General features: G+C 71.3%; 21 protein-coding genes. 8 read left to right on the forward strand and 13 right to left on the reverse strand.

Annotated features, from left to right (window positions below):
* Positions 1-18: 18 nt before the first annotated feature.
* From ACYUD3_RS24885 to ACYUD3_RS24905, 5 genes are all read right to left on the reverse strand, one after another.
* Positions 19-1,743 carry a VMAP-C domain-containing protein gene (locus ACYUD3_RS24885; RefSeq protein WP_470973765.1) on the reverse strand — a complete coding sequence of 575 codons (1,725 nt, stop codon included), beginning with the start codon at positions 1,741-1,743 and terminating at the stop codon, positions 19-21.
* Positions 1,744-1,797: 54 nt separating this feature from the next.
* Positions 1,798-2,157: a CU044_2847 family protein gene (locus ACYUD3_RS24890; RefSeq protein WP_470973772.1), complete on the reverse strand. Its 360-nt coding sequence runs from the start codon at positions 2,155-2,157 to the stop codon at positions 1,798-1,800.
* 134 nt (positions 2,158-2,291) lie between these two features.
* Complete coding sequence (locus ACYUD3_RS24895; protein ID WP_470973778.1) at positions 2,292-3,758, reverse strand: carboxyl transferase domain-containing protein; 1,467 nt, start codon at positions 3,756-3,758, stop codon at positions 2,292-2,294.
* Complete coding sequence (locus ACYUD3_RS24900) at positions 3,755-5,200, reverse strand: acyl-CoA synthetase (protein WP_470973785.1); 1,446 nt, start codon at positions 5,198-5,200, stop codon at positions 3,755-3,757. Before ACYUD3_RS24900 ends, ACYUD3_RS24895 begins: the two co-directional genes overlap by 4 nt.
* A gap of 57 nt (positions 5,201-5,257) precedes the next feature.
* The gene (locus ACYUD3_RS24905) at positions 5,258-6,505 is read right to left on the reverse strand and encodes an SLC13 family permease (RefSeq protein ID WP_470973790.1); all 1,248 of its coding nucleotides are present in this window, start codon (positions 6,503-6,505) and stop codon (positions 5,258-5,260) included.
* 125 nt (positions 6,506-6,630) lie between these two features.
* On the opposite strand from ACYUD3_RS24905, the gene ACYUD3_RS24910 reads away from it, so the two are divergent.
* Together ACYUD3_RS24910 and ACYUD3_RS24915 are read left to right on the forward strand one after the other, a co-directional pair.
* Positions 6,631-7,347 carry a FadR/GntR family transcriptional regulator gene (locus ACYUD3_RS24910; RefSeq protein ID WP_470973795.1) on the forward strand — a complete coding sequence of 239 codons (717 nt, stop codon included), beginning with the start codon at positions 6,631-6,633 and terminating at the stop codon, positions 7,345-7,347.
* 39 nt (positions 7,348-7,386) lie between these two features.
* Entirely contained in the window at positions 7,387-8,265 is an 879-nt protein-coding gene (locus tag ACYUD3_RS24915; RefSeq protein WP_470973799.1) for an ATP-grasp domain-containing protein, read from the forward strand.
* On the opposite strand, the gene ACYUD3_RS24920 is transcribed toward ACYUD3_RS24915, so the two are convergent.
* Positions 8,255-8,833, reverse strand: a complete 579-nt coding sequence (locus ACYUD3_RS24920) for a hypothetical protein (protein ID WP_470973803.1) — start codon at positions 8,831-8,833, stop codon at positions 8,255-8,257. The genes ACYUD3_RS24915 and ACYUD3_RS24920 overlap by 11 nt on opposite strands.
* Before the next feature lie 153 nt (positions 8,834-8,986).
* Here ACYUD3_RS24920 and ACYUD3_RS24925 point away from each other — a divergent pair, with 153 nt between their 5' ends.
* Positions 8,987-9,760 (forward strand): IclR family transcriptional regulator, encoded by a 774-nt coding sequence (locus ACYUD3_RS24925; protein ID WP_470973807.1) that lies wholly within the window; start codon positions 8,987-8,989, stop codon positions 9,758-9,760.
* Between the two features lies 1 nt (position 9,761).
* On the forward strand, positions 9,762-10,610 hold the full coding sequence (locus tag ACYUD3_RS24930) for an SMP-30/gluconolactonase/LRE family protein (protein ID WP_470973811.1): 849 nt from the start codon (positions 9,762-9,764) through the stop codon (positions 10,608-10,610).
* Between the two features lie 53 nt (positions 10,611-10,663).
* On the opposite strand, the gene ACYUD3_RS24935 is transcribed toward ACYUD3_RS24930, so the two are convergent.
* Together ACYUD3_RS24935 and ACYUD3_RS24940 are read right to left on the reverse strand one after the other, a co-directional pair.
* On the reverse strand, positions 10,664-11,902 hold the full coding sequence (locus ACYUD3_RS24935) for an MAB_1171c family putative transporter (protein WP_470974210.1): 1,239 nt from the start codon (positions 11,900-11,902) through the stop codon (positions 10,664-10,666).
* A 101-nt stretch (positions 11,903-12,003) separates the two neighbouring features.
* Positions 12,004-12,603 carry a toxin-antitoxin system, toxin component family protein gene (locus ACYUD3_RS24940; protein WP_470973814.1) on the reverse strand — a complete coding sequence of 200 codons (600 nt, stop codon included), beginning with the start codon at positions 12,601-12,603 and terminating at the stop codon, positions 12,004-12,006.
* A 213-nt stretch (positions 12,604-12,816) separates the two neighbouring features.
* Between ACYUD3_RS24940 and arfA the strand changes: the two genes are divergently transcribed.
* From arfA to ACYUD3_RS24955, 3 genes are all read left to right on the forward strand, one after another.
* Complete coding sequence (arfA, locus tag ACYUD3_RS24945; RefSeq protein WP_470973817.1) at positions 12,817-14,331, forward strand: arabinosylfuranosidase ArfA; 1,515 nt, start codon at positions 12,817-12,819, stop codon at positions 14,329-14,331.
* Between the two features lie 26 nt (positions 14,332-14,357).
* Positions 14,358-14,819, forward strand: coding sequence for an RrF2 family transcriptional regulator (locus ACYUD3_RS24950; RefSeq protein ID WP_470973821.1), 462 nt, complete (start codon positions 14,358-14,360; stop codon positions 14,817-14,819).
* Positions 14,820-14,903: 84 nt separating this feature from the next.
* Positions 14,904-15,791, forward strand: coding sequence for a sulfite exporter TauE/SafE family protein (locus ACYUD3_RS24955; protein ID WP_470973823.1), 888 nt, complete (start codon positions 14,904-14,906; stop codon positions 15,789-15,791).
* Positions 15,792-15,877: 86 nt separating this feature from the next.
* Here ACYUD3_RS24955 and ACYUD3_RS24960 read toward each other — a convergent pair whose 3' ends face one another.
* Positions 15,878-16,678, reverse strand: a complete 801-nt coding sequence (locus ACYUD3_RS24960; RefSeq protein WP_470973826.1) for an intradiol ring-cleavage dioxygenase — start codon at positions 16,676-16,678, stop codon at positions 15,878-15,880.
* A gap of 119 nt (positions 16,679-16,797) precedes the next feature.
* Between ACYUD3_RS24960 and ACYUD3_RS24965 the strand changes: the two genes are divergently transcribed.
* Positions 16,798-17,781, forward strand: a complete 984-nt coding sequence (locus ACYUD3_RS24965) for an arabinan endo-1,5-alpha-L-arabinosidase (protein WP_470973828.1) — start codon at positions 16,798-16,800, stop codon at positions 17,779-17,781.
* A 57-nt stretch (positions 17,782-17,838) separates the two neighbouring features.
* On the opposite strand, the gene ACYUD3_RS24970 is transcribed toward ACYUD3_RS24965, so the two are convergent.
* The 4 genes from ACYUD3_RS24970 to mmsA all read right to left on the reverse strand — a co-directional run bounded on the left by ACYUD3_RS24970 (position 17,839) and on the right by mmsA (position 23,803).
* Positions 17,839-19,566: a pyridoxal phosphate-dependent aminotransferase gene (locus ACYUD3_RS24970; protein WP_470973832.1), complete on the reverse strand. Its 1,728-nt coding sequence runs from the start codon at positions 19,564-19,566 to the stop codon at positions 17,839-17,841.
* 189 nt (positions 19,567-19,755) lie between these two features.
* The gene (locus tag ACYUD3_RS24975; protein WP_470973834.1) at positions 19,756-20,952 is read right to left on the reverse strand and encodes an aldose epimerase family protein; all 1,197 of its coding nucleotides are present in this window, start codon (positions 20,950-20,952) and stop codon (positions 19,756-19,758) included.
* 62 nt (positions 20,953-21,014) lie between these two features.
* Positions 21,015-22,256, reverse strand: coding sequence for a multiple monosaccharide ABC transporter permease (mmsB, locus tag ACYUD3_RS24980; RefSeq protein WP_470973839.1), 1,242 nt, complete (start codon positions 22,254-22,256; stop codon positions 21,015-21,017).
* Positions 22,253-23,803 carry a multiple monosaccharide ABC transporter ATP-binding protein gene (gene mmsA / locus ACYUD3_RS24985; protein WP_470973844.1) on the reverse strand — a complete coding sequence of 517 codons (1,551 nt, stop codon included), beginning with the start codon at positions 23,801-23,803 and terminating at the stop codon, positions 22,253-22,255. Before mmsA ends, mmsB begins: the two co-directional genes overlap by 4 nt.
* Positions 23,804-23,829: the final 26 nt, after the last annotated feature.

The raw sequence follows: 23,829 nt of genomic DNA on the forward strand, positions 1-23,829 counted from the left end.
GGAGGTCGGGGGGAAACGTCAGGCCACCGGGGAGCGGGCCGGGCGGGGGCGGGCGGTGTGCGGGTCGGCGAAGACCCTCGGGTCGTCCCACAGCAGCTGGATGTCCCGCGCCCAGTGTCCCTCGTCGGCCTCCGCCGCCATCCGTAAGTGCAGGACGTACAAGGGGAGTTCGGCCGGCGGGCAGCCCGCCAGCTCGGTGTCGAGGCCGTCCAGGAACGTCTTGCCCGCGCAGCCGTCGGCGCCCACGCAGTCCCCGTCGGCGCAGCCGCCGCGCGACCAGACGACGGCCGGGGCGGGGGCCGTCACCGCGACGCCGAAGTGGGCGCGGGCGGCGGCCGGCGGGGCGGCGAACGCGGCCACGCACGCGTCGTGCCGCCGTAACCGCATCCGCAGGCTCTCCGCCCGGCCGGGGTCCTCGCCGCACTCCACCCGGGCCAGGCGTACCCCGGGTCTGCCGTCCAGCCGCCGCCAGGCCTTGTCCAGCAGATGCTGGACGGAGTGTTTGCGGCGGGTGTGGTCGGTGACGACGAGGGGGAACATGCAGCCCATCGGGGTGTCGACGTCGGGCGCGAACTCCCAGCGGTCGACGGGGAGATCGAGCCAGTTGCGGGGCAGCGCGAACGCGATCAGCTCGTCCGCGCCGGGCGCCAGCCAGGAGAACGCCTCGTCGATGTGCTCCTGCACGAACGCCCGCACCCCGCTCCACGGCACGGTCGCCGCGCCCACCGGATGCTGCTGCCCGCCGCTGTACGCCGACACCGTGACCTGCACCTGGTCGTCGCCCGCGCCGCTGTGCCGCAGCTCGACCAGGATCGGCGACCAGTCCGGGGGCGCCTCGGCGACGTCGTACTCCTCGGCGTCCGACTCCTGCGGCACGGACAGCAGTTGCTCCAGCCGCTCGGTGAACCGCAGCACCGTCCCGGCCGCGCCCTCCCCGTCCAGTTCCGACAGCACGAACAGGGCCGCCGCCCGCACCGACGCGAACCCCGGCTTCTGCACCAGCACGTCCAGCGGATCGCGGACGGCGTTGTAGAGCTGCGTCGGATCGCACTCCAGGCCCGCCGCCTCGGCCCGCGCCACCAGCCGGTACAGCCGGGTGCGGTCGGCCGGGCGGTGTCCGGGCACGGGGACCAGCCCGTCCAGGCCCGGCCAGTACCGGACCATCACGGCCGTCGGCATCATCCGCCCGGTGCGCACGACGCTCCCGCCGGCCGCCGCCGTCACCATCCCCACCACCTCGCCCGTCTCGACCAGCACCACGGCCGCCCCGCTGAACCCCGGCGCGAGCGGCTGCCCGCCGAGCTGCCACGCCTCCAGTTGCAGCCACTCCCCGCTGATCAACTGCGGTGCGGTGACCCGGTATTCGGCCAGCGTGCCCTCGTCGAACCCGGCGGGGAAGCCGTAGACGACGAGCTTGCGGGGCGGGTCCTCGGGCCGCTCGCGGTGCACCGCGTCCGAGGGGGCGAGGACGGCGGGGACGACGGGGGCGGGGCGGTCGAGGCGCAGCACCGCGAGGTCGCCCCGGTCGTGCCCCGACTCCGGGTCCCAGCCGCCGTGCGCCAGCAACCGGGCGGGTACGGAAGGGAGTTCGGGGCGTTCCGTGAACGACACGGTGAGCGTCTCCGTCGGCTGTCCGCCGATCACGTGCGCGCAGGTGACGACCGTGTCCGGGGTGACCAGGAACCCGGCGCCGAGGACCCGGCCGGCCGACTCGACCCGGGCGTGCCATTCGGCGCTCCTCATCGAACCGCCGTCCCCGGCTCAAGGAGCGTCGACATCGGCCTGCCGCACGGAAGTTCAAGAAGCGTCATCGGCGTACGACCCCTCGTCCCGGCCCCCGGCCGCGGCCCCCCACGTCAGCTTCACCACCAGATGGCCCTCGCTCGTCCCCTTCGCGATGACCGCGCCGGCCTCCGCCTGGAGCCGCACCCCGAACTCGATCTCCACCCCGTCCGGCCGCAGCGCCCCCGCCCCGTCCCGGAACACCCGCAGCGCCGACTGGGCCGCCGCCCGCACCCCCTCCAGCGCGCCCTCGAACGTCCGCGCCGCCTGCACGCTCCCGTCCCGCGCCACCAGCCGCGAACCGGACCGCTCGCCGACGGCCTGCACGGCGACGACCGCGCCGTCCTCCGTCCGGAACTCCACCACTTCGTCCACCACGACTCCCCCGTCGTCCCGCGCCTCTGTGCACTTCCATTGTTACGTACGGTGCTTGGCCTTGTCCCCGTCTCGGCGGTACGGCACGGCGCCGCCTCCACGGGTTGTGAAGACGGCGCCGATGCCTCACAGGCTCACACGTCCGCGCCGGGAATGTCGGTCGCCGGCCGGATCACCCCGAGGTGCACCAAGTCGTCGGGCAGCAGCCGCAGTTGATCGGCGGTCGCGGCGACCTGGTCCGCCGGGCGCTTGAGGATGGCCGCCGCCAGCTCCGGTGCGATCACCGAGAAGTAGCTGTCCGGTGTCGCCCAGGTCCGCCCCGGCGCGGCCAGCGCCAGCGCCCCGCCGGAGCCGCCCTCCCCGATGAGCAGCGACGTCACCGGCGTACGGGCCTGCGCGAGCGCCATGAACAGCTCGGCGACCGCCGCCCCCACCCCCTGCCGCTCGGCCTCCGCGTCATTGGCGGCGCCCGGCGTGTCGATCAGCGTCAGCACCGGAATCCGCATCCGCACCGCCAGCTTGATCAGCCGCACGGCCGTCCGGTACCCGGCGGGCCGCATGGCGACGCCGGTCTGCGCGGCGAACGCGACGGTGTACCCGTCCCGCTCCCCGAACCCGCACACGATCCCCTCGGCATCCACACCTCCGTGCCGGTCACCGCTGATGCGGGCATACCGGCCGAAGTGGGCGTCCAAGTAGGCGAAGGCGCGCGGGCGTCGCGGGGAACGCGCGCTTTGGACGGCGGCCCAGCCGGAGCCGGGGACGGCGGGAGGGAGCGGGACCGGATCGGGTTCGTCGTCGAAGTCCTCCGCGAACGGATCGAAGGACGCGGGCCCGTCCTCTTCGGCCGCCGGAGCCGGCTTCGGCCACTCCACCACCCCGGGCAGATCCGGCAGTTGCGCCACCTCCGGCGCCTGCCACCGGTCCGCCCCGCCGGACAGCAGCCGCAGCCACCACCCCAACGTCTCCGGCAGCTCCTCCAGTCGCACCACCGCGTCCGCCGACCCCGCCGCGACCTGGGCCTCCGCCGTGTACGCCGACGGATCGGCGTCGGCCGGGCGGACCCGGGAGCCCGCGAAGCCGACCTGGGCCCCGGGCAGCGCCAGGATCACGTCCGCGCCCGCGCCGAGAGTCGCCCAGCCGCCGCCCGTCGTCGGGTCGCGCAGGACCGCGATCTGGGGGAGCCCGGACTCCCGGGTCATCGACACCTCCCTCGCCACCCGCTGGAGTTGGGTCAGCGCGAGCATCCCCTCCTGCATACGGCTGCCGCCGGTCGCGATCAGGGAGACGACCGGGAGGCGTTCGGAGCGGGCGTAGCGGTACGCCGCCTCCAGGCGGTCACCGGTCCGTTCGCCCAGGGAGCCGCCCAGGAAGCCGAACTCGAAGGCGAGCAGGACGACTTGGATGCCCTCGATGTCGGCGGTGCCGCAGAGCACGGACTCGTCCTCGCCGGTGCGGCCGGTGGCGCGGGCGCGGGAGTCGTCGTAGCCCTGCCAGGTCAGGGGGCCGTCGGGCAGTGACACCCTTGCCGGGGGCGGGAGTTCGGTGAACTCGTCGGTGACGGTGTCGATGATCTCGCGGGCCGAGAGACGGTCGCTCATGCGCTCAGCACCCGCTTCATGATCTTGCCCATGTCGTTGCGGGGCAGCGTGTCGAGGTAGTGGACCACCCGGGGGCGCTTGTGCGGGGCCAGGCGGGACGCCACGTGGTCCGCCAACTCCTCGGCGGTGGGCCGTACTTCGGGGTCGGCCGGGACGACCCACGCCACGATCCGCTCGCCCAGATCCGCGTCCGGCTCCCCGGTCACCGCCGCCTCCCGCACCCCTGGATGTTCCAGGAGCGCGTTCTCGATCTCACCGGCCCCGATCTTGTAACCCCCGCTCTTGATCAGGTCGGTGGCCTTGCGGCCGACGATACGGACGTACCCGTCAGGGTCGCGCACCGCCATGTCTCCGGTGCGGAACCAGCCGTCGGCGGTGAACGCGGCGGCGGTCGCGTCGGGGCGGTTCAGGTACTCGGTGAAGAGGTTCGCGCCGCGCACCTGGATCTCGCCGACCCGCTCCCGGTCGTACCCGTCGATCGCCGTGCCGTCCTCCTCGACCAGCCTCAACTCCACGCCGGGCAGGGGGACTCCGACGGTTCCGGCGCGGGCCTCGCCGTCCGCGCGGACGCTCGTGTTCATCAGGGTCTCCGTCATGCCGTACCGCTCGACGACCCGGCGCCCGGTGGCCGCCGCGATCCGCTCGTGGTCGTGCACGGGCAGCGCCGCCGAACCGCTCACCAGGAGACGGGCGTTCGCGAGGGCCTTCACCAACTCCGGCTCCTCGGACAGGGATTCGGCGATGCGGTGGTACATCGTCGGCACCCCGAACAGCATCGTCGCGCCCGAACTCAGCTCCCGCGTCACGCCCTCCGTGGAGAAGCGGCCCAAGTGCCGTACCGAGCCGCCGCGCCGGAGCGGGCCGAGGATGCCGATGACCAGTCCGTGGACGTGGAACAGCGGCAGCCCGTGGGTCAGGACGTCGTCGCCGGTCCACTGCCAGGCGTCGGCCAGCGCGTCCAGGGTGTGCGCGAGCGCCCGGCGGGGGAGCACCGCGCCCTTGGGCGGGCCGGTCGTACCGGAGGTGTAGACGACCAGCGCCGGGTTGTCGTCCGGGAAGTCGTCGGCGGGCGGTTCGGCGGACGCGTCGACATCGACGTCCACTCGTTCCAACCCGGCCAGCGCGGACGGGAGTTCGGTGCCCGGGGCGGCCAGGACGAGGGCGGGGGCGCTGTCGCCGAGGATGTGCCCCAGCTCCTTGTCGCCCGACTTGGGGTTCAGCGGGACGGCGGCGGACCCGGCGAGCAGGACGCCCACCACCGCCACGGCCGTCTCCAGCTCCGGCGTCGCCCACACGGCGACCCGCTGCACCCCGCGCACCCGGGCGGCCACGGCCCCGGCGGCGCCCGCCAGTCGGGCATAGGTGAGGGCGCGGGGGCCGAAGGACAGGGCGGGCCGGTCGGGACCGGGGTCGGCGGTCAGGGCCGGGAAGAGAGAGGACACGCGTCGTACTCCTTGGTCATTGCTGCACTGTTCGGTCAAATGTCGCTCAGGCCAGGGCTACCCGAACCCGGGGACGACCATGACCAGCCACACCACCGCCGGTACCACGGCCACCACGATCCCCCCGTACACCATCAACTGCCGGAAGAAACGCTCCCGGTCGACATCCGGCGCGGCGGCCAGGACCAGCGCGCCGTTCGTCGAGAACGGGCTGACGTCCACCACTGTCGCCGACACCGCCAGCGCCGCCACCATCCCGACCGCCCCGATCTCGCCCCGCAGGAGGAACGGCACCGCCAGCGGGATCAGCGCGCCCATGATGCCGACCGACGAGGCGAACGCCGAGACCAGCGCGCCGATGTAGCAGAGCAGCACGGCCGCGAGCAGCGGCACCCCGATGTTCCCGACGCCCTCGCCGGCCCACTTGATGGTGCCCATCTCGTCCAGGACGGCGACGTACGTCAGCACCCCGCAGATCAGCAGCACCGTCGACCAGGCGATCTGCCCGACCGCCTTGCGGCTGTCCTCCGGCCAGGCGGTGCTCAGCAGCACGGCCAGGGTGATCGCGGTGAGCCCGGGGTCGAGATCGAGCAGCAGCACGGCCAGGACCAGGGCGAGCAGGGAGACGAGGGTGGCGATACGGGCGGGGGTGAGGGGGACGTCGTCCTCGGCCGCGTCCGCTTCAGACGTCACCCGCTCCCGCCACAGCCGCCGCCCCCCGCACACCGCGAACACCACGCCCGCGATGGCCAGGTTGGCGAGGAGGGAGGCGAGGAACAGGGCGACCGGGCTGCCCGGCAGGTGCTCGCGCTCCACGATCCCGTTGACGATCGTGCCGTAGATGCTGATCGGCGAGAAGCCGCCGCCCTGCGCGCCGTGCACCACCATCGCGCCCATCAGCAGCGGGCTGATCGTGTAGCGGGCGGCGAAGCTGAGGGCGACGGGGGCGACGATCGCGACGGCCGCCGGGCTGACGGCGCCGATGCCGGTCAGCGCGGCGGCCAGCGCGAACATCACCCACGGGAGCAGCGCGACCCGGCCGCGCACGAGCCGGATCGCGGCGTGCACCAGCCAGTCGGTGGTGCCGTTGGCGCGGGCGATCGCGAAGAGGTACGTCACGCCGACCAGGACGACGAACAGATCACCGGGGAACCCGGCGAAGATGCCGTCCGCGTCGAGACCGGCGACCAGCTCACCGACCCCGAAGGCGGCGGCGAAGGCGAGCGCGCCCATGTTCACCGAGCGGGTGGTGGCGATGACGAAGACGACCACCAGGACGAGGATCGAGACGAGTTCGGGGGACATACGGGCTCCCGTCGTTGGGTCCCGGAGCAGTGGACGAGTGGCTGAGCCAATGGTGGCGACGGTCGATTAGAGTGGCCGCCGTGCACGGGAGTCAAGACCGCGTGCGTGACGGAGAGGAGGCCCCCGTGAGCGACGCCCTGCGGCCGATGACGAAACAGCGCCTGTACGAGCAAGTGCTGGACCGGCTGCGGCAGTACGTCACCGAGGGCGGCCTCAAGTCCGGCGACCGGCTGCCGCCCGAACGCGACCTGGCGCAGCGGCTCGGGGTGAGCCGGGCCTCCGTCAAGCAGGCGATCGTCGTCCTGGAGGTGCAGGGGCTGGTCGAGGCGCGGCACGGCGGCGGGACGTACCTCGTCCGCGACAGCCTCGACGTCGAGCCGGTCGAGCGGATGGTCGAGCGCCGCAAGCGCCTGCCCGACGTCCTGGAGGCCCGCGAGGCCCTGGAGACGAAGCTCGCCGAACTCGCCGCCGAACGCCGCACGGAGGACGACCTCACGGCGATGCGCGCGGCCCTGGCCCACATGGCCCGCGAAACCGCCTCCGGCGCCCCCGGCACCGAGGGCGACCGCCTCTTCCACGCGGCGGTGACGGCGGCGGCCCACAGCGCCCTCCTGGCGGAGTTCATGCGCTCCATCGCCCCCCAGATCGCCGAGAGCCGCACGGAATCCCTACGCCAACCAGGCCGCCCCGCAAGGTCGTTGACGCAGCATCAGGCGATCCTCGACGCGATCGCGGAGGGAAACCCACGCCGGGCGGCGACCGCGATGCGCACACATGTCCGTACGGTGGCGAAGGTGCGCCTGCTGGACTGGGAGGAGCCGTCGGACGCCCCGGTTGACTAGCCTCAAGGTCCGTCAGCCGTACGAAACGAGGGTTCCACTGTGCCGCGCATCGCGCTTGTCACCTATCGTCCGTCCGCTCCCGACGGGCCTGTCGACCGGGATCTGCCGGGGCTGCTGGAGGCGTTGAAGGCGGCTGGGGCCGAGGCCTCGGTCCAGGTGTGGGACGACCCCGAGGCCGACTGGGCCGGCTTCGACCTGGTTGTCATCCGGTCCACCTGGGACTACAGCTGGCGGGCGGCCGAGTTCCTGGGGTGGGTCGGCGAGACCGCCCGCGTGACCCGGCTCGCCAACCCCGCCGGGGTGGTGCGGTGGAACGCCGACAAGCGGTACCTGGGGGAGCTGGCGGCGGCCGGGGTGGCCGTCGTGCCCACGCGGTACTGCGCGCCCGGGGAGACGCCGGAGCTGCCGGGCGACGGTGAGTACGTCGTCAAGCCGACCTCCGGCGCCGGGTCCCGGTTCGCCGCGCGCTACTCCGCCGGCGAGCGCGAGACCGCCGTACGGCACATCGGGCGGATGCACGCCGAGGGGCTCACGGCGATGGTCCAGCCGTACGTCAAGGGGATCGACGTCAGCGGGGAGCGGGCCGTGCAGTTCTTCGGCGGGCGGCTGCTGCACGCCAGCCGGAAGGGGGCCGTGCTCAGTCCCGGGACGCCCTACGACGTGCGCAAGACCGCGCATCCCGATCTGGCGCCCTGGACGCCCACCCCCGCTGAACTCGCCCTCGCCGGGCGGGCGTTGGCCGCTGTGCCCGGGGGAAGTGAACTGCTGTACGCCCGGGTGGACGTCGTCGACGGCGATGACGGGCAACCCTGCGTGATGGAGCTGGAGTTGGTCGAGCCGAACATGTTTCTCTGGCTGCATCCGGGGTCGTTGGGGACGGTCGTCGAGGGAATCCTGAAGGCCGTGCCTAGTTCCTGATCCCCACCCGCTGCAACAGCCCCCACGTGAACTCCGCCGCCACCTCCCGCCGTACCCCCTCCGCGTCGGGTGCCGTGAAGGCCAGGCCCCAGCGGTTGGGGGCGGTGCCCTCCAGGGGGCGGGCCGGGGGGAAGGCGCCGGCCGCCTCGTCGACCGTGCAGGACCAGGGGGTGAGGTCGGCGGTCGTCCGCAGCGGGGGCGGTGGTGTGCCCGGCGCCCGGACCAGCCACTCGTTCCAGACCGACCCGTTCGGCGCGAGCAGGACCTCGAAGCGGAGGTCCGGCCAGAGGGGGACCGGCCATTGGAGGGCCGTGCAGGTCAGGTCGCCGATCCTGCGGTCCGAGCGGGACTCGGGCGCGCCGAGGACCGAGGCGTAGCGGCTCGCGGCGGCCCGGCCGCGCGGGGCGTGCCGCATCGCCTGCCAGCGCTTGTTGGCCTCGCGCATCCCGGCGGCGGAGGCGCCCAGCGCGCGGCGGGCGTCCTCGACGAGGTCCGGGTTGTGGTCGGCCATGAGGCGCAGCAGGACCAGCTGGAAGTCGAGAGGCGTGAACGGCTGCATACGCCCCATCGTCGCGCACCGGGAAACCCCGCCCACCAGGAAACCGCCTTTTCCCGCCCATTGCCCGCCAGGTGCCTTCTGATTAGCCTGTGTTCGTCATCCCGATCGCCTGTTGAAATCTCGAACAGGACCGCACAAGACCACCAAGGGAGGGGGCCGGCCATGGGACGTCTGGTACCTGCCGTGACCCGGGCTCTGGACATTCTGGAGCTCTTCCTCGACGGGGACGGCACACTCTCCGCCCCCGACATCGTGCGCCGCCTGAAGCTGCCGCGCACCACCGTGCACGAACTGGTCACGACGCTCGCCGCCCGCTCGTACATCGTCCCGGTCACCGGCCAGCCCGGCCGCTACCGGCTCGGGGTGCGGCCGTACCAGCTCGGCAGCCGCTACGCCGAGCAGCTGGACCTCGCGGCGGAGGGGCAGCACGTGGCCCGGTCCGTCGCCGAGACCTGCGACGAGACCGTGCACGTGGCGATCCTGGAGGGCACCGACGTCATCTACATCGCGAAGGTCGACTCCACGCACGCCGTCCGCATGGTCTCCGCTGCCGGCCGCCGGCTGCCCGCGCACTGCACGTCCGTCGGCAAGATGCTGCTCGCCTCGCTGCCCGAGCACGAGCTGACCGCGCGCGTCCCGGACGACGCCGACCTCGTCAGGATGACCCCGAACAGCATCACCGACCCCGCCGCGCTGCGCGAGGCGCTGGTCCCGATCCGGGAGCGGGGGATCGCCGTCGAGAGCCGGGAGTCCAACCCGGACGTCAGCTGCGTCGCGGCCCCCGTCCGCGACCGCACCGGGCGGGTCGTCGCCGCGCTCTCGATCTCGGTGCCGATGATCCGCTGGAGCGACGAGCGGCGCGTGGAACTGGAACAGCTGGCGGCCAAGGGCGCCGCCGAACTCTCGGAGCGGCTCGGACACCGGAGCGTGGCCTGACATGACCAGCGGATTCGACATCGCCGTACGCGCGGAGGCCACCCTCGGGGAGGGGCCCACCTGGGACCCCGCCACCGGGCGGCTGCTGTGGCTGGACATCCTCGGGGCGCGGCTGCACTCCTACGACCCCGTCAGCGGCCGGCAGTCGGTACGGGTCACCGACCAGCACGTCGGCGCCGCCAAACCCCGCGCGGGCGGCGGCCTCGTCCTCAACCTCCGTGACGGGGTGGGCCTGTTGGACGCCGGCGGGGAGTTCTCCTGGCTGCACCACGAACCTGTCCCCGGCCGGCGCGGCAACGACGCGGCGGTCGCGCCCGACGGGTCGCTGTGGGCGGGGACCATGCGGTACGACGAGGCGGCCGGGGGTGGGACGTTGGCCCGGTTCACCGGCGGCGGGCTCGCGTCGGTCGTCCTCGACGACGTCGCGGTCAGCAACGGCACCGGGTGGAGCCCGGACGGGCGGCTCATGTACTACGTCGACAGTCCTACCCGGCGGGTCGACGTCTTCGACCACGACGGTGAACGGGTCGGCGGCAGGCGGGAGTTCGTCGCGATCGAGGAGGGGGCCGGGTTCCCGGACGGGCTGACCGTCGACGCCGACGGGTGTGTGTGGGTCGCGTTGTGGGACGGGGGGGCTGTGCGGCGGTACACGCCTGAGGGGCGGCTGGACCGGGTCATCTCGCTGCCGGTGCCCCGGGTCACGGCTTGTGCGTTCGGCGGGGCGGATCTGAGCGATCTGTACATCACGACGGCTCGGGTGGGGCTGAACTCGCCGCATCCGGTTGCCGGTTCGCTGTTGGTGGTGCCGGGGGCGGGGAAGGGGGTGGCGTTGCCGGCGTTCGCGGGGTGAGGGGGAGGTGACCGGGGGCGTCTTGTCGTAGGGCTACCGGATTGTCGTCCGGGCTAGGGGTGGCCCGCGCCCCGCAGTCTCTTCGCCGGTTCCGGCGTCGTCGCCATCCGGGTGCGGACCGCCGTCAGGGTCTCGGGGTCGCGCAGGGCGCGGGAGACCGGGCCGATCGACTGGAGCAGGCGGGTGATGTCGAGGTCGCCGGTGGTCTCCTCGTACGGGGTGCGGCGGCCTCGGGTGACCGCGTCCTGGACGGTGAGTGCCGCCGCCAGGGCTAGCGCGCGGTCCTCGGAGTGGCCGAGGGAGACGGCGGCGCGGTAGGCCCGGCGGCCCCGGTCCTCGTCGAAGTGGCGCGACAGCCGCAGCAGCGCGTCGCGGATGAACGTCTCGCGCTGGACCAGCCGCAGCCCCGCCGAGGCGTGCGGCGCGAACGGCACGCCCCGGCCGGTCGCCGACCTCATCAGCGTGTACAGGGGCCGCAGTTCACGCAAGGCGGCGTACGACTCCCAGCGGTCGCGCAGGTATTGGCCGCTGTGCGGGAGGATGAAGCCGACGGCGGCCAGGATCGCCGACAGGGACGCGGCGAGCGGGGCGGCGCGGGTGCTCATCCAGTCGAGGTCGTGGCCGGTCCAACGGGCCGCGACCGCCGTGAGTTTGAGGACGTCGAAACCCAGGTTGAAGGCGTAGCCGACGGTGAGGAAGAGGAGGCCGGCGCGGAGCCAGCCGTCGAGTTCCTCCGTGCGCAGCCAGTTTCCGATCAGCCGGAGGGTGATGACGACGGCGACGGTGTGCGCGGTGAGGTAGAGGAGGATCTCCTCGCGCATGAAAGGGGTGTTGGCGTAGAACGTGTCGAGGTCGCGGACGCGTTCCTCGGGGACGTCGGCGAGGGCGAACAGCACCCACAGCGCCGCGATCACCGCCGAGTACGAGCCGATCACCCACCGCCGCGCCCGCCGGGCCGCCCGCGTCGGCGGCCCGAACCCGCCCCGCCAGGCGATGATCAGCAGCAGGCAGGCGCCGGCGAACGCGGTGAGCAGTGAATAGCACCACGGCGCCGAGAAGTTGGGGATCCCGGTGACCCGGTTGGTCCACACGATCGTCGAGGGCGCCACGAACACGAACACGGCACACGCCAGCAGCAGCATCCCGCCGACGGCCCGCAGCAGGGGGTCGCGCCACATGCGCAGGATGGTGGGGAGCTTGAGGGCGAGGGCGAGGAAGAGGACGAAGGTGGGGACGCAGAAGGAGATGCTGAAGTCGGAGAGAGAGGGGAGGGGGAGGGCGAGTTGGCGCAGGCTGGAGGCGAGCGGGGTTGCGCCGGAGGCGAGTTGGCGGAGGTCTTGGCCGAACGCCGGTGCGCCGGAGGCGAGTTGCCGGACCCCGAGAGCGAGCCACATCACCGCCCCCTGTGATACCCGAGCAGCCGCTGCACCGCCCCGTCGTCCCCCGCCCGCAGGTACGGCCGTACCGCCGCCGCCAGGCGGTGGCCGAAGTCGTCCGCCTCGGCCTCGTCCGCCTCGCGGGAGCCGTCGCGGGCGGCGACCGCCAGCGGGACGCCGGCCCAGTCGGAGCGGCCGGCGAGGGCGCTCGCGGCGACGTGGTGGTGCTGGTGCCGGGCGTGCAGATGCCACAACTCATGGCCCAGGATGACCAGTTGCTGCACCTCCTCGGCCCGCTCCTCGACGATGACCAGGTCGAAGTCGGCGAACTCCACCCACAGCCCGGTCACCTCGATCTCGTCCGGGAACCGCTCGAACCGCACCTCCACCCGCCGCCCGCCGCGCAGCTCCCCCATCCGCGCGCACAGCATCCGGCACACCTCACCGGTCTCCAGCCCCCGCCGCTCCGGCCCGCCCCGCTCCCGCAGCGCGGCCGTCAGCCCGGAGCTGAGCCGCCGCATGGCCGAACCGGTCCGCAGCCGGCGAAACAGCCCGCCGCCCGGCACCCGCCCGTTCGGCGCCCGCCCGTTCGGCACCCGCCCATCCGCGATGTCCATCCCCACCCCCTTATCGGCCCCCGCCGAGCCTACGCGCGCAGATGTGCACACGTCATGAGGGAGCCGTGGAAAGCGGTGTCGGAAAGCGTGTTCACATGGGTTGACGTGGGTCGCGCCGCCCCCTACGGTCCCTGTTCGGAGACCCGAGCGTTATCCGGTATTTCGGACAGTGAGACCTCTCAGCAGGCTCCCGAAGGCCCCCGAAAGGTGCCCATGCGAACCGCCCGCTTCACCCTGGACCCGGCCTTCACCGTCGGCGAGGTCGACCCCCGAGTCTTCGGCTCGTTCGTCGAACACCTCGGCCGCTGTGTCTACACCGGCATCTACGAGCCGGGCCACCCGAGCGCCGACACCGAGGGCCTGCGCCAGGACGTGCTGGACCTGGTCCGCGAACTGGGCGTGACGACCATCCGCTATCCCGGCGGCAACTTCGTCTCGGGCTACAAGTGGGAGGACTCCGTCGGCCCCGCCGAGGACCGCCCCCGCCGCCTCGACCTGGCCTGGCACTCCACGGAGACCAACCGCTTCGGCCTCTCCGAGTACATCGCCTTCCTGCGTAAACTCGGCCCCCAGGCGGAGCCGATGATGGCGGTCAACCTCGGCACCCGGGGCGTCGCGGAGGCCCTCGAACTCCAGGAGTACGCCAACCACCCGGCCGGCACCGCCCTTTCGGACCTGCGGGTCGCGCACGGCGACAAGGAGCCCTTCGGCATCCGCATGTGGTGCCTGGGCAACGAGATGGACGGCCCCTGGCAGACCGGCCACAAGACGGCCGAGGAGTACGGCCGCCTCGCCGCCGAGACGGCCCGCGCGATGCGCCAGATCGACCCCCGCGTCGAACTCGTCGCCTGCGGCAGCTCCAGCCAGTCCATGCCGACCTTCGCCGCCTGGGAGGCGACGGTCCTCGCGGAGACGTACGACCTCGTCGACCACATCTCCCTGCACGCCTACTACGAGCCGCACGACGGCGACCTCGACTCCTTCCTCGCCTCGGCCGTCGACATGGAGTCGTTCATCGACAACGTCGTCGCCACCGCCGACCACATCGGCGCCCGCCTGAAGTCGAAGAAGAAGATCAACCTCTCGTTCGACGAGTGGAACGTCTGGTACACCTCCCGCTGGCACGACCACGCGGAGGCCCACGACCCCGACGAGTGGCCCGAGGCCCCGCGCCTCCTCGAGGACAACTACAGCGTGACGGACGCGGTCGTCTTCGGCTCGCTGCTCATCGCCCTGCTCCGGCACGCCGACCGCGTCAAGATCGCCTGCCTCGCCCAGCTCGTCAACGTCATCGCCCCCATCATGACCGAGCCCGGCGGCCCCGCCTGGCGCCAGACCACGTTCTTCCCCTTCGCCCAGGCCGCCCGCCACGGCCGGGGCGAGGTCCTCGACGTCCGCGCCGACTCCCCGACCCACGAGACGAAGCGGTTCGGTACGACGGACCTGCTGCACGCCACCGCCGTCCGCGCCGCCGACGGCTCCGTCACCGTCTTCGCCGTCAACCGCGGCCGCACCGAGCCGCTGCCGCTCGAAGTCGCCCTCGGCGGGCTCGGGTTGGCGCGGGTCGTCGAGCACAGCGTCCTCGCCGACGCCGACCCCGACGCCCGCAACACCCTCACCGACCCCGACCGCGTCGCCCCGCACCCGGCCCAGGGCACCGCCCTCACGGACGGCCGGCTGACGGCGACCCTGGAGCCGCTCTCCTGGAACGTGATCCGGCTCGCCTGACCGCGCGCGCACCGCACAATGGGCGCATGAGGATCTCGGCACGGGCGGACTACGCGGTACGGGCGGTACTGGAGATCGCCGTACGGCAGTCCGCCGGCGCCCCGGTGAAGACGGAGACCGTCGCGCTCGCCCAGGACATCCCGCACAAGTTCCTGGAGGGCATCCTCGGGGATCTGCGCCGGGCCGGGATCGTCGACAGCCGGCGCGGCGGGGGCGGCGGCTACCGGCTCGCGCGGGACGCGGCGGCGATCACCGTCGCGGACGTCATCAGAGGCGTCGACGGCCCCATCGTCTCCGTCCGCGGCGAGCGCCCCACCGGCCTCAGCTACCAGGGGACCGCCGAGCCGCTGCTGCCGCTGTGGGTCGCGCTGCGGGCCAATGTGCGGCGCATCCTGGAGGGGGTGACGGTCGCCGATCTCGCGGCCGGGGCGCTGCCCGGTCCGGTGAAGGCGCTGGCGGCGGAACCGGCGGCGTGGGAGAACCCGTAGGTCCTCTTCTGTACCGGGTGTTCCTGTGCGGCGTCCTCATGGACGTCTAAGAACCTCCTCAGAGTGGCCCCCTACGGTGCACGGATGCGCACGCTGATCCTGCTCGCCCTCGCCGGCCTGGGCGCCCAGCTCGTGGACGGCAGCCTCGGCATGGCCTACGGCGTCACCTCCACGACCCTGCTGCTCGCCATGGGCACCAACCCGGCGGCGGCCTCCGCGACCGTCCATCTCGCCGAGATCGGTACGACGCTGATGTCCGGCGCGTCGCACTGGCGGTTCGGCAACGTCGACTGGAAGGTCGTCGCCCGCATCGGCGTGCCCGGCGCGGCCGGTTCCTTCCTCGGCGCGACCGTCCTGTCCGCGCTGTCCACCGAGGTCGCCGAGCCCGTGATGTCCCTCATCCTGCTCGGCCTCGGGGTGTACGTCATGTCCCGGTTCACCTTCCGGGGGCTGCCCAAGGGGCAGTTGGGCAAGCCGCTGCGGCGGCGGTTCCTCACACCGCTCGGCCTGGTCGCCGGGTTCCTCGACGCGACCGGTGGGGGCGGGTGGGGGCCCGTCGGTACGCCCGCGCTGCTGGCGAGCGGGCGGATGGAGCCGCGTAAGGTGATCGGCTCTGTCGACACCAGTGAGTTTCTGGTGGCGTTGGCGGCGAGTCTCGGGTTTCTCGTGTCGCTGGGGTCTCAAGGGCTTGAATGGGCTTGGGTGTTGGCGTTTCTGCTCGGAGGGCTCGTCGCGGCGCCGGTGGCGGCTTGGCTCGTACGGCTGTTGCCGGCACGGGTGTTGGGGGCGGCGGTGGGTGGGGTGATCGTCGTGACGAATGTGCGGACGCTGCTGGGGAGCGGGTGGGTGGGGATGTCTGGGGCGGGGAGTGTCCTTGTGTACGTGGGGGTGTTCGCGGCGTGGGCCGGGGCGGTGGGGTACTCGGTGCGGGCGCATCTGCGGGAGCGGGAAGGGGAGTTGGTGACTGCGTGAGGTGGGGCGCGGCTGGGGGAACGGGACCGGCGGCCCCGCCGTCACTCGGGGCCGCCGGTGGTGAACTCAGTTCAGCTGTACGGGAGTCACCGCTCGACGCCGAGCGTCAGGGTGCCGCTGTAGCCGGCGGTCGGTGAACTGCCCAGCGCGGTCAGGGTGAGCAGTCCGGAAGCGGCGCCGCCGCCGTCGTAGATCGAATCCTGGGTGAGGGTGGTGCGGGTGACCGTGTTCGCCGTGTACGGGGTGAGCGCGGCGACTCTGGCGGAGAGGGTCTCGTCGAAGAACAGCTGGCCGGTGTGGAGTTCCTGGCCGCCGGTGAAGGAGCCGTTCGAGGTCAGGGTGACGTTCGTGTGGACCTTGACGTGGATGTGGATGCAGCGGCCCCGGTACCAGCCCGGGAAAACGGTCGTGATGTTCGCGAGCCCGCTCGTGTTCGTGAGGACTCCGCCGCGCAGGAAGGTGCCGCTGTCGGGTTCGCTGTGGCCGTTGTTGCCGACGAAGCCCGAGTATTCGCCGAGGACGTCCGAGTGCCAGATCTCGACCAGGGCGTTGCTGAGGGGGGCGCAGGTGTCGTCGTCGACGACGGTGAGGGCGAGTTTCAGGGGGAAGCCGGTCTTGCCTTCCGTGATGTCGGCCCGGACGTACTGGCCGTCCAGGTAGTAGGGGCCTTCGGTCATTTCTTTGGTGAGTGTGCAGACGGCTGCGGCGGCTTGGGCTTCTTGAACTCCGGCCGCCTGCTCGGCCGCCTGGGCCGGCTGAGCGCTCGTCTCGGTGAGGGTCGCGACGCCTACGGCCAGGGTCGCGGCCGTGGCACCGCCCGCGAGCAGCACGGTACGGCGCCCGACATTGGATTCTCCGGCGGTGGGCTCTGCTGTGTTGTCTGTCATGGACACGGCACCGTAGGGAGGGTTTCTATTGACGAGCTATCAGTTCGGCAAAGTGATGGTCAGTCAAGTCGGGTGCCGGTCGTTGACGCGCAAAGCGTTCGATTTTACGTTCCGTTCGTATGAGCCGCACATTCCGCAGACCGGCGCCCTGCCGCGTCGGAGTCACCCTCCTCGCAGCCCTCCTGCTCGCCCTGATCCCGGCGACCGCCTCCGCCTACCCGAATCCGGGGCGGGTCACCGGGGACACGGGTGTGCATGATCCGACGATGGTCCGTACGGCCGCCGGTCGGTATCTCGTGTACGGGACCGGTGGCGGGCTGACCTATCGCACCTCCACCGACCGGGTCGCGTTCAGCGCGGGTGCGGACGCGTTCGGCGGCAGGCCGAGTTGGTGGGTCTCGTACGGCAACACCGAGGCGTGGGCGCCTGATATCTCGTATCAGGGCGGTAAGTATCTTATGTACTACGCCGTTTCCACCTTCGGGTCCAACAAGTCGGCGATCGGGCTGGCCGGTTCGAGTACCGGGCTGCCGGGGTCCTGGAGCGACTACGGGACCGTCTATACGTCATCGGCGTCCAGTGACTACAACGCCATCGACCCCGCCCTCTTCGTCGACACCGACGGCAAGTGGTGGCTGTCGTTCGGGAGTTGGTGGACCGGGATCAAGCTGATCCGGATCGATCCGGCGACCGGGAAACAGCTCGCCTCGGACACCGCCCGCCGCTCGATCGCCGCCCGCCCCACCGGGACGAAGGCGATCGAGGCGCCGTACATCGTGCAGCGCAACGGGTACTACTACCTCTTCGCCTCGTACGACACCTGCTGCGCGGGGACGAGTTCGACGTACAAGGTGAAGGCCGGCCGGGCGGCGAGCGTCACCGGGCCGTACGTCGACAAGAACGGCGTCGCGCTCACCGAGAACGGCGGGACGCCGGTGCTGGAGACACACGGCAGCGTGATCGGGCCCGGCGGGGAGTCGGTACTGGCCGACGCCGACGGGGATCTCATCGTCTACCACTACTACGACGGCAACGACAACGGGACACCGAAGCTGGGGATCAACTTGCTGGACTGGAGCACGGGTTGGCCCGTCGCGTACTGAACGGGCCGACCCCGTAAAGGAGTTGCCTCACCCTTTAAGGGGTCTCCCTTTCCGGAGTTACCCCACCTGCCCCATCCCCGCCGCATTCGGCCAGCTCCCCGCGTTCGGCCACCCCGTCGCCGGTGCCGGGGTCAGCCCGTTCGTCCCCCGTACCTGCGCCGCCGTCAGCCCGCCCCGCGCCGGTACCCCCGGCGGAGTCATCGCCGGCTGCGCGGGCGGCTGCTGCTGCGGGTACGCGGGTGCCTGCGCCGGCATCGGAATGCCCGCCCCGTTGGACTGCATCGGTATCTGCTGCGGCACCTGCGCGGCCATCGGCGCCTGCCCCAGCATCCCCGCCGGCTGCCCCATCCCCATCCCCGTCCCCATCCCGGCAGCCGCCGGAATCTGCGCCGCCGAGATCTGAGCCGCCGCCGGGATCTGCGCGGCCGGAATCTGAGCCGCCGCCGGAATCTGAGCGGCCGGAATCTGCGCCGGCATCTGCGCCGCAGGTATCTGCGCCGGCATACCGGCCCCGACAGCCGCCGGGGCCATCGGAGCCGGGGCGCCGGCCGCCAGGGCCTGAGCGGCTAGGCCCGGCATCCCCGCGCCGTTCGTGACCAGCCGGTCCACGGCGGCCGTACCCGAGCTGTAGCCGACCGCGGCCGCCAGCTCGGGCACCGCCTCCTGCTTGCGGCTGCCGTACAGCACCTGCTCCATCCCGGTCACCAGGCGCCGCACGTCCACCTCGGGCCGCACCACGAGCCGCAGGAAGCGGCTGGAGGAGCCGATCTTGTTGCCGCACTCCCGCACCAGCACCCGGTGCTCGGTCAGCAGCCGGTCGCGCACGACCGTCCCCTCCGCGCCCAACGGCAGCCGTACGAAAAGGAAGTTGCCCTGCGAGGGGTAGACCGTGAGACCGGGCAGCGCCGACAGCTGGCTGGCCATCTCCAGCCGGTCGCGGCGCACCTGCATGAGGCTCTGGGCGTACTCACGGCCATGGTCCTTCAGCATGAACACCACGTGCTCGGCGAAGGAGTTGAGGTTCCACTTGGGCAGCATCGAGCGGACCTTGCCGGCCAGCGAGGGGTTCGCGACGAGGTAGCCGAAGCGGATGCCGTGCAGCCCGAAGTTCTTGCCGAGGCTGCGCAGGACGACGACGTTGGGCCGCAGCATGGCCTCCTGGACGACGCTGGGCTCCTGCTCGGCGTCGGCGAACTCCAGGAACGACTCGTCGATGACGATGAGGTCGAGGTCGGCCATCGCGTCCATGAACTGCACCAGCTGGTGCTTGTGGAGGAAGCCGCCGTCGGGGTTGTTCGGGTTGCAGATCACCGCGACCCGGGTGCCGCGCGTACGGATGAACTCGGCGTACTGGGCGAGGTCCAGGGCGAATCCGTTCGCCTCCTGGAGCGGGAACATGTCGACCCGCTTGCCCGTCTCCATCGGCTGGTCGGTCCAGCGGCCGAAGGTCGGCACCGGCACCGCGAGGGACTCCCGCACCAGCAAGTGGTCGATCCACGTGATGAGTTCGGTGGAGCCGTTGCCCATCGCCACGGCCTGCGGCGGGAGTTGGAGGAGGTTGCACAGCTCGGCGGTGATGGTGTCGGCGCTGCTGGGGTAGTACGTGATGATGCTGCGGAACCGCGCCGCCATGTCGTCGAACATCGCCGGCGTCGGGAAGTAGGGGTTGCAGGGGATACAGAAGTCGACCGGGCCCGTACCCTCGCCGCCCTCCCGCGTCAGTGCCGCCATCGACGGGCTGTGGGCCGTCGTGCTGCGGAACAACGAGGTGACGTTGTCGGCCATGGAACCTCCGTATGGGGCGGGCCCGTTGGGGACAGACGGGTCCGTCTTGGCGTGAGCGGCCCGTGCGATGGAACACGGGCCGCCCCTACATACGGAGGCTGGGCCGGGGCTGTTCACTCACCGAGAAATCGGTAGGAATTTGTGAAGCACCTATGGCGGGCGCTCAACGCCCCTGTGCCCAGAGCGACTTCACGCCCCGAACGTGTGCACCGTCCGCGTCCGGTACGTCTGCCCCGGCCGCAGCACCGTCGACGGGAACTTCGGCTGGTTCGGCGCGTCCGGGAAGTGCTGCGTCTCCAGGCACAGCGCGTCGCCCTGCCGGTAGGTGTGGCCGCCGGTGCCGGTCAGGGTGCCGTCGAGGAAGTTGCCGGAGTAGAACTGGAGCCCCGGCTGGTCGGTGGCGATCTTCAGGGTGCGGCCGGAGTGCGGGTCGCGCAGCGTCGCCACGTGCTCGGGCTTCGCCGTGATCCCCTTGTCCAGCACCCAGTTGTGGTCGAAGCCCTTGGCGAGGATCTGCTGCGCGTGCCCGGCGCGCAGGTCCCGGCCGATGGCCTTGGGCCGGCGGAAGTCGAAGGGGGTGCCCGCGACCTTCGCCAGCTCACCGGTCGGGATGAGCCCCGCGTCGGTCGGGGTGTAGCGGGCGGCGGCGATCGTCAGCTCGTGGTCCTCGATGGACCCGCTGCCCTCGCCGGCGAGGTTCCAGTAGACGTGGCTGGTCAGGTTGACGACCGTCGCCTTGTCGGTCGTCGCCGCGTAGTCGATGATCCACTCGCCGCGCCGGGTCAGCGTGTACGTCACCTTCGCGCGCAGCGTCCCCGGGTAGCCCATCTCGCCGTCGACGCTGGTGTAGTGCAGGTGCAGGCCGACGTCCGTGCCCTTGACCCACGGCTCGACGTCCCAGACGTGCTTGTCGAAGCCCTTGGCGCCGCCGTGCAGGCTGTTGGCGCCGTCGTTCACGGACAGCTGGTACTTCTTGCCGTCCAGCGTGAACCGGCCCTTGCCGATGCGGTTTCCGTAGCGGCCGATCAGCGCGCCGAAGTACGGGCTCTTCGCGACGTAGTCCTCGATCGTGCGCAGGCCCGCCGAGGCGTTCGCGTAGTGGCCGTGGCGGTCGGGGATCTCCAGGGCGTGCAGGACACCGCCGTAGGAGAGGACCTGCATGCGGGTGGCGCCGTTGGACAGCGACCACACGTGGACCTTGGTGCCGTCGGCGAGGGTGCCGAAGAGCTTCTTCGTGGGAGTGCGGCCCGAAGCGGCGGCGGCGCCCGAAGAGTCGGCCCCGCCCGCGCTCACCCCGCCCGTGCTCGCCTCCGCCGTCCCGCCCAGGCCGCTCGCGGCGATGCCCGCCGCCGCGCCCGCGATGACCGTGCGTCTGTTCAGTTCCATATCTGCGGCTCCCCTTAAGGGCTGGGGCCGCACCCTTAGGGGTGCGGCCCGGAGATACATGGTTACGAACCGGACTTGCGTTTGTTCCACACGTCGAACCCGACCGCCGCCAGCAGTGCGAGCCCCTTGATGACCTGCTGCCAGTCGGTCCCGACGCTCAGCAGGTTCATGCCGTTGTTCAGCACACCGAGGACGAGCCCGCCGATGATCGCGCCGAGGACGGTGCCGACGCCGCCGCTCATGGAGGCGCCGCCGATGAACGACGAGGCGATGGCCTCCAGTTCGAAGCTGAGGCCCGCCTTCGGGGACGCCGCGTTCAGCCGGGCGGCGACCACCAGACCGGCCAGGGCCGCGAGCACGCCCATGTTCAGGAAGACGAGGAAGGTGACCTTCTTGTCCTTGACGCCGGACAGCTTCGCCGCCGGAAGGTTGCCGCCGATGGCGTAGATGTGCCGCCCGAAGACCGCGTTGCGCATGACATAGCCGTAGCCGATGACCAGCACACCGAGGATGAGCAGGATGATCGGGGCGCCCTTGTAGCTGGCCAGCAGCATCGTGACGGCGAGGATCGCGGCGCCGATCGCGACGAGCTTCAGCAGGAACAGGTTGAACGGCACCACGTCCAGGGCGAATTCCTGCTGCCGCTTACGGTCGCGCACCTCTTGCAGCACCGAGAAGACGATGAGGACGATCCCCAACACCAGCGTGATGTTGTGGTAGTTGGTGTGCGGACCGACCTCGGGCAGGAACCCGTTGCCCATCTTCTGGAGCCCGCCCGGGAACGGGCCGAGCGTCTGCCCCTTCAGCGAGATCTCGGTGAGCCCCCGGAACAGCAGCATGCCCGCGAGGGTCACGATGAACGAAGGTATCCCGAAGTAGGCGATGAGATAGCCCTGTACGGCGCCCGCGGCGGCGCCCACCAGCAGGCAGATCACCACCGCCAGCGGCCACGCCACCCCGTGCTGCACCGTCAGCACCGCCGCCATCGCCCCGGTGAACGCGGTGATCGAGCCGACCGACAGGTCGATGTGCCCGGCGATGATGACGAGCATCATGCCGATCGCCAGGATCAGGATGTAGCTGTTCTGGAGCACCAGGTTGGAGACGTTGCGCGGCAGCAGCAGATCGCCGCCGGTCCACACCTGGAACAGGACGATGATCAGGCCGAGCGCGATCAGCATCCCGTACTGGCGCATGTTGCTGCGCAGGCCGTTCAGGATCAGCTGGAGCAGATTGCCGCCGGCCCCGCCGCCTTTGCCGGGCGGGGCCGCCGCCGGGCTCTTGTCGGTCACGTCGGTGCTCATCGCGTTACCTCTTTGTCCTTCGTCATCTGACGCATCAGCACTTCCTGCGTGGCCTCGGCCCGCGGGAACTCGCCCGTGAGCCGCCCGGCGGCCATGGTGTAGATGCGGTCGCACATGCCGAGCAGTTCGGGCAGCTCGGAGGAGATGAAGACGACCGCCTTGCCCTGGGCGGCCAGTTGGTCGATGACCGTGTAGATCTCGTACTTGGCGCCCACGTCGATCCCGCGCGTGGGCTCGTCCAGGATCAGCACCTCGGGACCCGCGAAGATCCACTTGCTGAGGACGACCTTCTGCTGGTTGCCGCCGGACAGCTTGCCCACCGGCTCGAACACCGTCGGCGCCTTGATGTTCATCGACGTGCGGTAGCCCTCGGAGACCTGCCGCTCCTCGTGCTCGTCGACGATCCCGCGCCGGGCGACCTTGTGCAGCGCGGTCAGCGAGATGTTGCGGTTGATGGTGTCGATCAGGTTCAGGCCGAAGTGCTTGCGGTCCTCGGTGACATAGGCGATGCCGTGCTTCACCGCCTCCGCGACGGTCTTCGTACGGATCTCCTGTCCGTCCTTGAAGACCTGGCCGCCCGCGTAACGGCCGTACGTACGGCCGAAGACGTTCATCGCCAGCTCGGTGCGGCCCGCGCCCATCAGACCGGCGATGCCGACAATCTCCCCGCGCCGCACGTGCAGTGACACATCGTCAACCACCTTGCGCTGCTGGTCAATTGGATGCGTGACCGTCCAGCTCTTGATCTCCAGCGCCGGGGCGTCGCCCACCTCCCCCTCGTACCCGCTGCGTTCGGGGAAGCGGTTGTCGAGGTCGCGGCCGACCATGCCGCTGATGATCCGGTCCTCGGTGGTCCCCGCGTCCTTCACGTCGAGGGTCTCGATGGAGCGGCCGTCGCGGATGATCGTCACCGAGTCGGCGACCTTGCGGATCTCGTTGAGCTTGTGGGAGATGATGATCGAGGTGATGCCCTGGTTCTTCAACTCCAGGATGAGATTGAGGAGTTTGTCGCTGTCCTCGTCGTTCAGCGCCGCCGTCGGCTCGTCCAGGATCAGCAGCTTCACCTTCTTCGAGAGCGCCTTCGCGATCTCCACGAGCTGCTGCTTGCCGACGCCGATGTCCGCCACCCGCGTCTCCGGATGGTCGTCCAGACCCACCCGGCGCAGCAGGTCCGTCGCGTGCCGCAGCGTCTCCCGCCAGTCGATGAACCCGCCCCTGGCATGCTCGTTGCCCAGGAAGATGTTCTCCGCCAGCGAGAGGTACGGCGACAGCGCCAGCTCCTGGTGGATGATGACGATGCCGCGCTGCTCGCTCGCCCGGATGTCCCGGAACTCGCAAGGAGCGGACTCGAAGAGGATGTCCCCCTCGTAACTGCCGTGCGGATGAACGCCGGAGAGCACCTTCATCAAGGTGGACTTGCCGGCGCCGTTCTCGCCGCAGATGGCGTGGACCTCGCCCTGACGGACCGTCAGCGTGACGTCCGAGAGCGCTTTGACACCGGGAAAGGTCTTGACGATCGAGCGCATCTCCAGGACGGGTCCCGCCATGGTCGTGCCTTCCAATCAGTGAGTTG

It is taken from the genome of Streptomyces sp. AMJ-169, from assembly GCF_055597585.1.